The following is a 13,767-nucleotide window of genomic DNA, read 5'->3' as shown; positions in this document are numbered from 1 at the left end:
ATGGCCTCGCAAGACAAGCAGCAAAAGCGTGCCCAGCGCGCAAAAATCAAGGCCAAGCAGAACCGCTCCGGTCGCAAGCCCCAGACACCGGTGCACTCGCTGTTCGCCTCGCCGCTGGTGGACAACCCGTTCGATGACGTGAAGATCGACCTCAGCACTTTCGACTTCAAGGACCTGGTCGAGAACGGCTTTGATCCAGCCGACTTCGAGGACCTGTTCGAAGCCATGCACGCCGCCGAAGCCATCAGCCAGCTGGCGCTGTGCGCGGTGTTCATCCAGTACCCGGTACTGGAAATGGTGCTGTCCGAGGAAGATGGCGAGCAAGCCACCGACTTCATGATGGGCCTGCTGATTACCTACCGCGCCCTGTTCCACAACGAAGACGAAGACACCGCGCTGGAATGGATCGAGACCGATGCCTTCCAGAACGACTATCAGAAAGCGACGGACCTGTTGGTGATGCGCAACGAAAGCCAGCGCCGCGGGCGCTGAGTTCGTCTTTTCAGGGGGCTTCGCGGCTGAAGCGGTTCGCCGCCCGGCCGCGAATGCAGCGACTCAATTGAGAACCGGTGCCCCGGCTTTGCCGGCCGCCTTGCGACGACGGGCAATCAGCAGGCCGGCGGCGACCACGCCCAGGCTCAGCAGCGCGGTGGCGACGATTTCCATGCGGTGTTTTTCCATGAACAGCATGGTGGTCAGCACACCGACGATGAAGATGATCACCGCCCAGGTCAGGTACGGGAACAGCCACATGCGGAAGGTCAGCGGGTTGCCGCTGGCCACCAGTTGGCGACGCATGCGCAGTTGCGAGACGGCGATCACCAGATACACCAGCAGGGCGATGGCGCCGGAGCTGGCCAGCAGGAACTGGAACACCGCCTCAGGGGCAATGTAGTTGGCGATCACGGTCAGAAAGGCCGCGGCAGTCGACAGCATGACTGCCCAGTACGGCGTACCGGCCTGGGTGGTGCGCTTGGCCACGCCCGGTGCGTCACCGCGCTTGCCCAGCGAATAAAGCATGCGCGAGGCGGTGTACAGCGCCGAGTTCAGGCAGCTGGTCACGGCGATCAGCACGATGACATCGACGATCATCTTGGCGTTGGGGATGCCCATGCGCTCCAGCACGGTCTGGTAGGAGCCCACGGCCGCCAGGGTCGGGTCGTTCCACGGCACCAGCGCCACGACGATGAAGATCGACACCAGGTAGAACAGGCAGATGCGCCAGATCACCGAGTTGGTGGCCTTGGTAATCTGCTTGGCAGGGTCTTTCGATTCGGCCGCCGCAATGGTGACGATTTCGGTGCCCATGAACGAGAACATGGTGGTCAGAATGGCCGCCAGCACCGCGCCCAGACCGTTGGGCATGAAGCCGCCGTTGGCGAACAGGTGGTCGACGCCACTGACCTGGCTGGTCGGCAGCAGGCCGAAGATCGCTGCCAGGCCCAGGCCCACGAACGCCACGATGGACAAGACCTTGATCAGCGCAAACCAGAACTCGAACTCGCCGTAGTTCTTGACGCTGAACAGGTTGGTGGCGGTCAGCAGCAGCGTGATGACCAGCGAGTACACCCAGAACGACACGTTCGGCCACCAGGCATGCAGGATCGCGGCGGCGGCGTTGGCCTCCAGCGGAATCACCAGCACCCAGAACCACCAGTACAGCCAACCGATGGTGAACCCGGCCCAGTGCCCGATGGCACGGTCGGCGTAGGTCGAGAACGAACCGGTGTCAGGCGAGGCCACGGCCATCTCGGCCAGCATGCGCATCACCAGCACCACCAGGGTCCCGGCGGCGGCATAGGCCAGCAGCACGGCAGGGCCAGCAGCGGCAATGGCGTGGCCGGAGCCGACGAACAGACCGGCACCGATCACGCCGGCAATCGACAGCATGGTGATGTGCCGGGGTTTGAGCCCCTGATCGAGCGTTGAGAAATTTTCGGAATGGCTCATTTAAAGCACCTTTGCGAGACGAGCTGTACCCACTGCCGCGCATCGTAAAAAGTATGCAACGGCTATGTTCTTTATTATTTACGCAAGATCCACGCCAGAAATGTTCTGAATGCGACGTCGCTCAGAGAACATCAGGCATGGACGCAGGATTGGAACGATCAGGTGGTGAGGATCTTTTACGGGGTGTGCAGGATTTGTTACCGAACACCCCAGGATTTTTCTGCGCGAACGCACCATAAAGAAACACTTGCTAACAAACGCCCCGCCACAGTGCGTGCTGAAACGTTACTGCTGCCAAAAGGCGCTTCCCTGTACCGGTCAAAACTGGCAACATCGCGCCTTTTTCGTGCATGGTGCCGCCTGTTGCGCCGCTTCTTGTTTTGGCTGTCGCGACACCTTCCTGCATCGATGCGACACGCCGTCGCAACGGGCACATTTGGCGCTATGCTTGGCCTCGCCAGGAAGGCTGCCAACAACAAGCAGGAGCGCACAAAATCTATGAGGACCCCACATGGCTGAGGCCACGCCCGCCCTGGAAATCCGCAACCTGCACAAGCGCTACGGCAAGCTTGATGTACTCAAAGGCATTTCCCTGACCGCCCGCGACGGCGATGTGATTTCGATCCTCGGCTCGTCCGGCTCCGGCAAATCCACCCTGCTGCGCTGCATCAACCTGCTGGAGAACCCTCATCAGGGCCAGATCCTGGTGGGCGGTGAAGAGCTGCGCCTGAAGGCTGCCAAGAACGGTGAGCTGGTCGCAGCCGACAACAAGCAGATCAACCGCATGCGCAGCGAGATCGGCTTTGTGTTCCAGAACTTCAACCTCTGGCCACACATGAGCGTGCTCGACAACATCATCGAAGCCCCGCGCCGGGTGCTCGGCCAGAGCAAGGCCGAAGCCACCGAGGTGGCCGAAGCGCTGCTGGCCAAGGTCGGCATCGCCGACAAGCGCCACGTCTACCCGACCCAGCTGTCTGGCGGCCAGCAGCAGCGCGCGGCCATTGCCCGCACACTGGCCATGCAGCCCAAGGTCATCCTGTTCGACGAACCGACCTCGGCCCTGGACCCGGAAATGGTCCAGGAAGTGCTCAGCGTCATCCGCGGCCTGGCCGAAGAAGGCCGCACCATGCTGCTGGTGACCCACGAAATGAATTTCGCCCGCCAGGTCTCCAGTGAAGTAGTCTTCCTGCACCAGGGGCAGGTCGAAGAACAGGGCACGCCACAGCAAGTCTTCGAGGCCCCTCGGTCGGTAAGGTGTCAACAATTCATGTCGAGCAACCGCTAACGGAGCAACACCCATGCAGACGTACAAGAAGTTACTGCTGGCCGCCGCTGCCACTTTGGCAATCACCGGCAACGCGTTCGCTGAAACCCTGAAATTCGGAATCGAGGCGGCCTACCCGCCGTTCAACAACAAGGACGCCAGCGGCCAGGTCGTGGGCTTCGACTACGAAATCGCAATGGCCTTGTGCGCCAGGCTCAAGGCCGAATGCCAGGCCGTGACGTCTGACTGGGACGGCATCATTCCGGCACTCAACGCCAAGAAGTTCGACTTCCTGGTGTCGTCGCTGTCGATCACCGACGAGCGCAAGCAGGCCGTCGACTTCACCGACCCGTACTACTCCAACAAGCTGCAGTTCATCGCGCCGAAAAAGACCGAGCTCAAGGCCGATACCCTTGATGAACTGAAAGCCTCGATCAAGGGCAAGACCGTCGGCGCCCAGCGCGCGACCATCGCCAGCACCTGGATGGAAGACAAGCTGGGCGACGACGTCACCGTCAGCCTCTACGACACCCAGGAAAACGCCTACCTCGACCTGTCCTCCGGCCGCACCGATGCGATCCTGGCCGACAAGTACGTCAGCTACGAGTGGCTCAAGAGCGACGCGGGCAAGGACTTCGAGTTCAAGGGCAATCCGGTTGAAGAAAACGACAAGGTCGGCATCGCCGTGCGCAAGGGCGACCCGCTGCGCGAGAAGCTCAACGTAGCCCTGAAAGAAATCATCGCTGACGGCACCTACAAGAAGATCAACGACAAGTACTTCCCGTTCAGCATTCTCTGATCTGTTTCCGGGTGAGCACTGCGCCGCTGTCGGCGCAGTGCTCGTTTACGGGAACCTGAAAAAGCCTGCCCCATGAACTTCGAACTCCACGGATTCGGCCCGGCCCTTGCGGCGGGTGCGCTGATGACCGTCCAGTTGGCCGTGTGCGCCCTGAGCCTTGGCCTGGTGCTGGGTCTGCTCGGCGCACTGGCCAAGACCTCGTCCAACCGCGCCCTGCAATGGCTGGGCGGCACCTACTCGACCCTGGTGCGCGGCATCCCCGAGCTGCTCTGGGTGCTGCTGATCTACTTCGGCACTATCAACGCCATGCATGCCCTCGGCCAGTGGCTGGGCATGCCGGAGCTGGAACTGAGCGCCTTTGCCGCCGGCGTCATCGCCCTGGGCCTGTGCTTTGGCGCGTACGCCACCGAAGTGTTTCGCGGCGCCATCCTCGCCGTGCCCAAGGGCCACCGTGAAGCCGGCCTGGCGCTGGGCCTGTCGCGCCCGCGCATCTTCGTGCGCGTGGTCATGCCGCAGATGTGGCGCATCGCGCTGCCGGGGCTGGGCAACCTGTTCATGGTCATGATGAAAGACACCGCCCTGGTGTCGGTGATCGGCCTGGAAGAAATCATGCGCCATGCGCAGATCGCCGTGACCGTCACCAAAGAGCCGTTCACCTTCTACGTGGTGGCCGCCTTCATGTACCTGGGCCTGACCATCATCGCCATGACCGGTATTCACTTGCTGGAAAAGCGCGCCGCTCGCGGCTTCACGAGGAGCGCCCAATGAACTGGGAAGTGATCATCAAGTGGCTGCCCCGCCTGGCCCAGGGCGCGACCCTGACCCTGGAGCTGGTGGCCATCGCGGTCATCGCCGGGCTGATCCTGGCCATCCCGCTGGGCATTGCCCGTACCTCGAAACACCTGCCGGTGCGCGCCCTGCCCTACGCCTACATCTTCTTCTTTCGCGGCACGCCGCTGCTGGTGCAACTGTTCCTGGTCTACTACGGCATGGCGCAGTTCGAAGCCGTGCGCGAGAGCGTGTTGTGGCCCTACCTGCGCAACCCGTTCTGGTGCGCGGTCATCACCATGACCCTGCACACCGCCGCCTACATCGCCGAAATCCTGCGCGGCGCCATCCAGGCCGTGCCGCCGGGCGAAATCGAAGCCGCCCGCGCCCTGGGCATGTCCAGATACAAGGCGCTGTTCTACATCATCCTGCCGCGTGCCGCGCGCATCGGCCTGCCGGCCTACAGCAACGAAGTGATCCTGATGCTCAAGGCCAGCGCCCTGGCCAGCACCATCACCCTGCTGGAGCTGACCGGCATGGCCCGCACCATCATTGCCCGCACTTACCTGCCGGTGGAGATCTTCTTCGCGGCCGGCATGTTCTACCTGGCGATGTCGTTTCTGCTGGTGCAGGGGTTCAAGCTGCTGGAGAAAGTGCTGCGGGTGGACATGACGCAGGGGCGCTAAGAGGTATATCGCCCGTGCCTGTATTGTCATAATCGGCTTCGATCCCCGTGCCCCCGCTACCAGGAACTGCAAGCTCATGAGTAACCTTGTGCCGTTGTCTGAGTCTCTTACCGTCGAATTCAAAAGCGACCGGGCCAAGCTGCCGGATCGCGAACTCGTCGAGGCCCTGACCTGCCTTGCCAACACCGAAGGCGGAGAGTTGTGGCTGGGGATCGAAGACAACGGTACACCGACCGGCCTGCACAACGAGCATCTGTTCCTTGAAGGTCTTGCTGCGATGGTGGCTGCGCGAACTTCACCGTCGCTGTATGTCCGAGTGGAGGCACTTGAAGTGTCTGGCGTGTCGGTAGCTCGCATACATGTCCCGAAATTTTCGGGAGAAGTGGCCACGCTCAATGGTGTCTATCTACGGCGTCGCCTCAAATACGACGGCACTCCCGAGTGCGTGGCCATGCTGCCCCACGAACGCACTACACGCCTATCCAGCTTTGGCTTGCTCGATGTCTCTGCCAAACCCGTTGCAGGTACAACACTGGCCGATCTGGACCCTCTGGAGCGCGAGCGACTGCGTCAGGCGGTCCAGCAATACGGCGGCGACCGGGTATTGCTTGAGCTGGATGATGAGGCACTTGACGGCGCCTTGCTGCTGACCGCTCGTCAAGCCGACGGCTCTCGCATCCCGACGCTTACAGGACTGCTGCTGGTAGGACGGGAAGCCTCGCTGCGCCAATGGGTGCCCACTCATGAGTTTGCCTTTCAGGTACTCGCCCAACAGGCTGTGCACTTCAATGAGTTCCGGCGCTTTCCACTACTCAAGGCACTGGACTGGCTGGAAACCAATTTCCGTCCCTATAACCCTGAAGAAGAATTGCAAGTCGGTCTGTTTCGCGTGCCGGTGCCCAAAGTCGATATGGGCGCCTTCCGCGAGGCCGTAGCCAACGCGGTGGTCCACCGTGACTACCATGGGCGCGGTGCCGTGCATGTTCGCCTTGAAGACGATGCTCTTGTGGTCAGTAATCCAGGTGGTCTAGTCGACGGTGTTACGCTGAACAATCTATTGGTCACCGAGCCTCGCCCGCGCAATCCGAGCCTCGCCGACGCAATGAAACGCATCGGCGTGGTAGAACGCTCAGGACGCGGGGTCGACAAAATCTATCGTGGCTTGCTCAAGTTTGGTCGTCCGGCACCGGACTATGGCTATACGACAGCTCAAAGCGTTGTATTGCGTTTACCAACCTCAGCAGCCGACTTGGCATTTTGTCAGAAAGTACTTGAAGAAGAACGTCGTACAGGGTCGCCGTTTCCGATCGACAGTCTGATCGCGCTAAGCGCACTTCGATCCGCCAAACGCGTTACGGCTGATGAACTGGCCAGGCATATTCAACGTGATTCGTCTTCTGCCAAACGGACACTGGAAGCACTGACAGAAGCAGGCCTGGTTGATGCGCATGGTGCAACTCGTAGTCGTAGCTATATGCTCTCGGCCAGCCTGTACCAGGCGTCCGGTGACAAGGCAGCCTACACCCGACAAGCGGGTTTCACGCTCTTTCAACACGAACAGATGGTATTGAGCTACGCGCGTCAGCACGGAAAGATCAAACGTGTAGAGGTGAAGGAACTTTGCCGCCTAAGCGACGAGCAGGCCAAAAAATTGCTCTCACGCCTTAAAGACAGTTGCCAACTGGTCCAGCATGGGCAAAAACGTGCGGCCTTTTACACCGTAAATCCTGATCTTCCTGCCTGAGTTATGGGGCGACCACAGTCAGTTATGGTCGCTAAACACGTGTTATGGGGCAGTTATGGGGCAGTTATGGGGTCGTTATGGAATTTTATGGGCCTACCGACACCGCTCTACGCCCCGTGCCCCTATAAAGATTCAGCACGATCATAAAACACAGTCTCCCAGTGCCAGATCCTTGACCACCATGCCCAACCCTTGCGACCTGCTCACCCGCTTCCACGCCCTCGACCGCTTCCTGATCGAGCACCAGGCGCTGTGGCGGCCCAAGCCCTTCACTGAACGGCACCTGGCCTGGGAAGCGCTGCACCCCGAGCTGGCCCGCTGGCTGCGCAGCCGCACCCTGGAAGAGGCCGAAGCCGCCCACAATCACCCCGAGCACCTGCAAGCCCCCGCGCCTTTCCCACAGCTGGCCGCCGAGGCCGTCGCGCTGGCCCACATCGACGTACTGCCCAGCCAGCCGCTGGCACCGGTCGAGCCGCGCCTGAGCGTCGACGTACCGGGGCGCAAATGGCAGCAGATCGAAGCCTTCGCCAGCCACTTGAACCTCACGCCGGCGTCCACCCACTGGCTCGACTGGTGCGCCGGCAAGGGCCATTTGGGCCGGCGCCTGACCCATGCTCACCAGCGCCTGACCTGCCTGGAATACGACCCGGCGCTGATCGAGGCCGGGCAGGCGCTGAGCGTGCGGCACAAGGTCCAGGCCGAGCACCTGCAACAAGACGTGATGGCCGGTGACACACGCCATCGCCTGCACGCCGGGCATACCCCGGTGGCCCTGCACGCCTGCGGCGACCTGCATGTGCAACTGATGCAACTGGCCAGCGACGCCGGCTGCCCGCAACTGGCAATCGCGCCGTGCTGCTACAACCGTACCCGCCACGCTCACTACCAGGCCTTGTCACCCGAGGGCCAGGCCTCGCCCCTGAAACTGTCCCGCGACGACCTGGGCCTGCCGCTGAGCGAGACCGTCACCGCCCCGGCGCGGGTGCGCCGCCAGCGCGACCAGTCCATGGCCCGGCGCCTGGGCTTCGACCTGCTGCAACGCCGGCTGCGCGGCCTCGACGACTATTTGCCGACCCCGTCGCTGCCAGTGGCCTGGCTGGCCAAGCCCTACGCCGACTACTGCAAGGAACTGGCCGCCCTGAAAAATCTGCCTGCCTCCAGCCAGCAAGACTGGGCGGCGCTGGAGGCCGCCGGCTGGCAACGCCTGGCTGAAGTACGCAACCTGGAACTGGTGCGCAACCTGTTCCGCCGCCCACTGGAACTGTGGCTGGTACTCGACCGGGCGCTGTACTTGCAAGCACGCGGCTATCAGGTGCAGCTCGGCACCTTCTGCCCCGCCAGCCTGACACCCCGCAACCTGCTGCTGATTGCCCGACAATCGGCCACCACAACCTGTGGATAACTCTGTTGATTAAATTCCTGAACCTGGGGAAAACACCGTCGAAAATACCCTGCACGCGAAGCGGAATAATCCTGCACATAAAGTCAAGCCCCGCGTAATCCGCCGGCTGGCGAGCAGGCGTCCGTCCGGATTTCGGCCATCGGTCAGAAACCCATCGGGCGCGCATGAACTTGTGAATAAGACTTTGAGTGTGCTGGTTGGTCGGGGCTGTTGGGCAGCCACACCCTGCGGCATGCGCAGGGGCGTTTTAACGGGTGGCGGTCAGAACTGATCGGCCTTCAGGCGGGCAGGTGAACCGCCACGCTCATGCAGCTTGCTCAGGGTCAGCTTGTAGACGCTGGACTTGATCTGGCTGCCCATCGGCGTCTCTTCCAGCAGAATCCGGCTTGAGGCAAACACGCAGCCGGTGTCGAGCATCTGGTACTTGAGCAAGTAGTAACCGGCGTCCATCCGCGCAAAAGTGAACTGCCCGCCGGCCGGAATGTAGGCATACCGAAAGGCATTGCGCCCCACGGCATCGGTGACCTTGGCGTACACCGCCGACTTGCCGCCCACGTTGTCGATCACGATCTGCGACCACCCCGTGTCCTTGCGCATCGGCAAGCCCTTGAGATAACCGGCCTGCACCGGCCACGGCGCCCCCGTCGGGTCGAGCAGCGGCACTTCGCATTCAGGCGCGGCGATGGTCGGCGTCAGCACCGCATTGGTCAGGTCGGGATGGGGAACGTTCGGCGCGGCCACCGGCTCGACCACCGGCAGCGCCTCGGTCGGCACATACGAATGCATCGCACCGCGTTCATAACCCATCCAGGCACCGCCTGCACAAAACAGCACGAACACCACGCCCCAACGCCACAGGTGCCGCGGCCGGCCCGGCATCTGCATGGCGGCCGCAGCAGCGCCGGCCCCTGCGCCCCTGCCGGCCGTGTGCGGCCGAGCCGCCGAAGGTGCAGGCCGCGCCGGCTGGGCCGCCGCCGCATACATCGCCGCACCCTGACGGATACCGTTGTGCGACCCCAACCCGCGCGCACGCCGCTCATCCTCGGCCAGTTGCGCGTCATACAGGATCCGCTTGGCCGGGTTGCGCAGCACCTCATGGCAGGCATTGAGCTCGCACATCAAATCCGACGCATTCGGCGCCGGATTACGATCAGGATGCAGCTGCTGCGCCAGCTTGCGATACGCCCGCTTGATCTGCTCGGGCGTCGCATCCCGCGCGACATTCAACTGCTCGTAGTGGGTCAGGGTCTTCTGCATCGCGCCTGTGGTCCATGGCAACTTGCCAGCTCGCAACTGTATCGGCCTGAAACGCCAGAGCTTCAATGAAACCGGCGGATTTATGCTGAATGGGATCCCAGGGTACGGCGCAAATGATTTTCAGGCCGATCGGCAAGGACCTGACACCGTGCTTGTGGGAGGGGCTTTGCCCCAGGCAGCGATCCGACGATGAGGCCTGCAGACTCAACATAGCACCAGAGCCGTCACACACGCCCCGCAGGAATAATGCCGATCAGTCAAGCCGGTTTTCACCCGATTTTGTGTCTGACACTGACGTGTGGGAGGCAGCCACTGTCTAGCAATGACGGGCTTACAAGCGCTGCCTGTCTGTCGGCTGTCCTGGCCTCATCGTCGGATCGCCGCCCGGAGCAGAGCCGCCTCCCACAGGTATTGAGGTCGCCCTGAATTCGGGCCTGGCATCGGACTGTGGGAGGCGGCTTGCCGGCGATGGCTATGGGACAGGCGCAGCAGATATATCGGCCTTGCTGGCCTCATCGTCGGATCGCCGCCCGGGGTAGAGCCCCCTCCCACAGATGATGTGGCCTTGGATCGTGTGCCTGGCACCGGACTGTGGGAGGCAGCTCTGCTGGCGAATGCGGCCAGTCAAATCGGCACATCGGCTTCGTCTGTGCCATCGTATTCGCGAGCAGATCAGGGTGCCAACCACCCCACCGCCCATCGAAAATTTTTCTTCAACCGAATCAGCAAGCTAGGCTTTACAAGCGCGCCAGAGTCTATATAATCGCCCCCCATTGCCGGTATAGCTCAGTTGGTAGAGCAACTGACTTGTAATCAGTAGGTCCCGGGTTCGACTCCTGGTGCCGGCACCATACAAGGTTCCAGAGAAGGCTTTCAAAATCTCTGGAACCCCCGGAAAACCCGCCTTTTGGCGGGTTTCTTCGTTTTGGCGTTCCATCGGTTTCCGTCAGAAACTGGTGGATTCCAACCGTTTTAAGGGTAGAGTTTGGGATACAGGTCACTTCGATAAAAGGGAGTACCCTTATGTCGCGCACCACAGCTCCGCTCTCCGACGCAGCTTGCCGCTTGGCAAAACCTACAGACCGCGCCTACAAGCTTTTCGACGGCGATGGCCTCTATCTCCTAGTCCAACCCAATGGCCGCAAAGGCTGGCGGCTCCGTTACGTCAAACCTGATGGACGGGAAGGACTGACCTCGTTCGGCAACTACCCTGTCATTGGCCTCGCCGATGCGCGCCGCAAGCGCTTGGAAGTTAAGCGAATGCTAGCGGATGGCGTTGATCCAATAGAGACCAAGCACCAAGCCAAGGCGGAAGCCGTAATCAAAGGCAGAACCTTTGAAAGCGTTGCGCTCGACTGGCATACGGAAATGTCGGCCAAGTGGGCACCAGGCCATTCCAAGACTGTGATGAGCCGCCTCAAAACCCACGTGTTCCCGCTGATCGGCGCCCGCGCCATTGTCGACCTCGACACCCATGACCTCATGCAGCCCTTGGAAGCGATCAAGAAGCGCGGAACGATAGACGTAGCTTTAAGGGTACAAAACTACCTGCAGAGCATCATGCGCGAGGCAAAACGCCTCCGGCTTATCACCGCCAACCCCGCTTACGACCTCGAAGGCTTGATCAAAGCCCCGCGGGTAATACATCGCCCCGCTCTACCCTTATCGCGACTGCCTGAACTACAGGAACGGATCGACACTTACAAAGGCCGGACACTTACACGGCTGACGGTCACGCTGTCACTGCATGTGTTTGTACGATCCAGCGAGCTGCGTTTCGCACGCTGGAGCGAGTTCGACCTCAAGCGCGGTACGTGGGAAATCCCAGACACTCGGCCAGCGCTGGAGGGAGTACCCTTTTCCACAAGGGGTACGAAGATGGCAGGGGATATCCATCTTGTACCCTTATCGCCGCAAGCGGTGACGCTACTCGAACAAATCCATACGCTCACAGGTAAATTCGCATTGGTCTTCGCAGGTGATGCCAAACCCTGGAAGCCCATGTCCGAAAATACCGTGAACAATGCGCTACGGACGATGGGATACGACACCAAAACCGATATCTGCGGGCATGGGTTTCGTTCGATGGCCTGCAGCGCACTGATCGAGTCAGGACTGTGGTCGGAGACAGCCATTGAACGGCAGATGAGCCACAAAGAGCGCAACAACGTCCGCGCCGCTTACATCCACAAGGCCGAGTTCATTGAGGAGCGCAGGCTAATCATGAACTGGTGGAGTCGGTATCTGGAGGCCAACCGGCAGGAGCATGTCACTCCGCACGAATTCGCGAACCAGACCGGAGCGAACGTCACTCGCCTAAAAGCAAAACGTGGCGCAACCGAGTAAGCGCTCGGTCTTCATATCTCAGTGATCCGCTTGTCCACGCGGGTCCATCCAAACAGGGCTGCAAAGCCGCCCTGTTTGGATGGACCTCACTTAAAAATCTAAAGCCCATGCAACTGTCTGTGGAAAACCACCGATTTCCACCGGTGGATAATTTCATCCACAGCCGCAGAGTCCCCGAAAATTCGAGCCTTGACCCAAATTATCCACAGGCGTAGAAAAGATCGGGCAAAGCGCTGTCGTCGACAGCAACCCAGGTAGCCAGAACCTTTAAGGCTACGCCACACGGTGGTGGTTCTCCCAAAGTGCGATAAGCGTCCGGCGGCTCGCACGGTCACAGCGATGTGATGGATGCCCACTTTTACCAGTGTGCCCACTGCGGCAACTCATCCCCTTTCATAGCTGCCCTGCAGCAACCTATCCGCTTAGCCATTCCCGTGCGCCAACCTGCGCCCGTCTCTTTCTCCCGGAAAGAGACGGGCGCTCCTACCGCTGCTGCAGCCCAACTCGTACAAGGCTTTGCGGCATTCCCCCTCGTGACAATCGGCGTGACAAACACCGAATTCACCAGCAACAGCGATGCAGATGATGGTGCCGCAGCCCAGGGAATGGACTGCACCTGACTGACAGTCAGGCATGCCCCGGTCATCGCATCCCTGCCTTCACCTGACTCAGGATCTCGCGGCATTGGCCTCGTCAGCCAATGCAGTCTCCACCCGCCCACCGGTATCGGTGTTCAGGAGGCCAGATCATGAGATGCCCAAGCTCTCGGTCGTAAGGAGCCGTAAGTCCCGCGTTAGTGGACAACCCTCACAGGTCGCAGGGGCCTTGATCCCTGACAACACTCAACATCCATGGCGGGATGACGTGGGGGAAGATTTAAGGGTTTCGGCTTCGAGAGGAGTTTGATCATCACATTAATAGGTAGACGGGACGGGCGGAATCTTGGGTATGGATGGCAACTGAGTTATGCCGGCCCACACGCATTGAAAAATCTGTTTGGAGGTGTTCATTACTAGACCGTCAAAGCACACAGTGATCGTTGACAGGAGTTTGAGCGCTGATGTCCGTCGGAGGATGGGCAGCGGTTACCGTGAGGCCATTTGGCCGACCTTTCTCGGCTGCAACGGAAATGCAAGCAACTCGGAGTGATCAACATCCATGAAGGCACCAAAGGTGGTCGAACTGGGGCCTCGGCACCTCGCTGGATTACGGTAGATAGCCATCTTCAAGAAGCACTAACCTTCGCACAGAAGCACGCGCCAAGAGGCAGCCGTAACTTACTCGACTTAGAAAAAATCTAAATTGATTTTATTTCTCAAACCATAAATCACGCGAGAAATACATTCGACATAGAATTACTCCTTAGCGGAGTGCTATCCGGGTCATTTTTTAGCCGACGGAGGCATATACATAAGGCTATCTCCATACAATCTGCAATAGCAACGCTGGGATTTACAGCATCGCTGGTCGTGGTAGAGAAACACACGGAGTTGTTGCTAAAACAACAAATTAATGATCGCGCACCGACAACACTCGACTACTATTGTTTTC

The 13,767-nt window shown here is 60.4% G+C and carries 10 protein-coding genes, 1 tRNA gene and 1 pseudogene; 10 read left to right on the top strand and 2 right to left on the bottom strand.

Going from position 1 to position 13,767, the window contains the following annotated elements:
- Positions 1-492 carry a hypothetical protein gene (locus tag ASF84_RS27805; RefSeq protein WP_056842122.1) on the top strand — a complete coding sequence of 164 codons (492 nt, stop codon included), beginning with the start codon at positions 1-3 and terminating at the stop codon, positions 490-492.
- A gap of 63 nt (positions 493-555) precedes the next feature.
- Here ASF84_RS27805 and gabP read toward each other — a convergent pair whose 3' ends face one another.
- The gene (gabP, locus tag ASF84_RS27800; protein WP_056842121.1) at positions 556-1,950 is read right to left on the bottom strand and encodes a GABA permease; all 1,395 of its coding nucleotides are present in this window, start codon (positions 1,948-1,950) and stop codon (positions 556-558) included.
- A 511-nt stretch (positions 1,951-2,461) separates the two neighbouring features.
- On the opposite strand from gabP, the gene ASF84_RS27795 reads away from it, so the two are divergent.
- The 6 genes from ASF84_RS27795 (at position 2,462) to ASF84_RS27770 (ending at position 8,613) form a co-directional block, all read left to right on the top strand.
- A complete protein-coding gene (locus tag ASF84_RS27795) occupies positions 2,462-3,235 on the top strand; it encodes an ABC transporter ATP-binding protein (RefSeq protein ID WP_056842120.1) in 774 nt (257 codons plus the stop codon).
- A 13-nt stretch (positions 3,236-3,248) separates the two neighbouring features.
- Positions 3,249-4,013, top strand: coding sequence for an ABC transporter substrate-binding protein (locus ASF84_RS27790; RefSeq protein WP_056842119.1), 765 nt, complete (start codon positions 3,249-3,251; stop codon positions 4,011-4,013).
- A 72-nt stretch (positions 4,014-4,085) separates the two neighbouring features.
- On the top strand, positions 4,086-4,781 hold the full coding sequence (locus ASF84_RS27785; protein WP_056842118.1) for an ABC transporter permease: 696 nt from the start codon (positions 4,086-4,088) through the stop codon (positions 4,779-4,781).
- Positions 4,778-5,467 (top strand): ABC transporter permease, encoded by a 690-nt coding sequence (locus ASF84_RS27780; RefSeq protein ID WP_056842117.1) that lies wholly within the window; start codon positions 4,778-4,780, stop codon positions 5,465-5,467. The genes ASF84_RS27785 and ASF84_RS27780 overlap by 4 nt, the downstream gene beginning before the upstream one ends.
- 76 nt (positions 5,468-5,543) lie before the next feature.
- Positions 5,544-7,211 (top strand): ATP-binding protein, encoded by a 1,668-nt coding sequence (locus ASF84_RS27775; protein WP_056842116.1) that lies wholly within the window; start codon positions 5,544-5,546, stop codon positions 7,209-7,211.
- A 181-nt stretch (positions 7,212-7,392) separates the two neighbouring features.
- The gene (locus tag ASF84_RS27770; protein ID WP_056842115.1) at positions 7,393-8,613 is read left to right on the top strand and encodes a methyltransferase; all 1,221 of its coding nucleotides are present in this window, start codon (positions 7,393-7,395) and stop codon (positions 8,611-8,613) included.
- Between the two features lie 261 nt (positions 8,614-8,874).
- Here the strand turns inward: ASF84_RS27770 and ASF84_RS27765 are convergent, their stop codons facing one another.
- Entirely contained in the window at positions 8,875-9,870 is a 996-nt protein-coding gene (locus ASF84_RS27765; RefSeq protein WP_056842114.1) for a J domain-containing protein, read from the bottom strand.
- Positions 9,871-10,645: 775 nt separating this feature from the next.
- On the opposite strand from ASF84_RS27765, the gene ASF84_RS27760 reads away from it, so the two are divergent.
- The 3 genes and pseudogenes from ASF84_RS27760 to ASF84_RS29880 form a co-directional block, all read left to right on the top strand.
- A tRNA-Thr gene (locus ASF84_RS27760) sits at positions 10,646-10,721 on the top strand.
- Positions 10,722-10,893: 172 nt separating this feature from the next.
- Positions 10,894-12,216, top strand: a complete 1,323-nt coding sequence (locus tag ASF84_RS27755) for a tyrosine-type recombinase/integrase (RefSeq protein WP_056842113.1) — start codon at positions 10,894-10,896, stop codon at positions 12,214-12,216.
- Between the two features lie 908 nt (positions 12,217-13,124).
- Positions 13,125-13,499: pseudogene (locus ASF84_RS29880) on the top strand (hypothetical protein); the annotation flags it as partial.
- Positions 13,500-13,767: the final 268 nt, after the last annotated feature.

Source organism: Pseudomonas sp. Leaf127, assembly GCF_001423155.1.
In the GTDB taxonomy this organism is placed as follows: domain Bacteria; phylum Pseudomonadota; class Gammaproteobacteria; order Pseudomonadales; family Pseudomonadaceae; genus Aquipseudomonas; species Aquipseudomonas ovata.
Note: the sequence above shows the minus strand (reverse complement) of the source record. Positions and strands in the feature narration are given on the sequence as shown.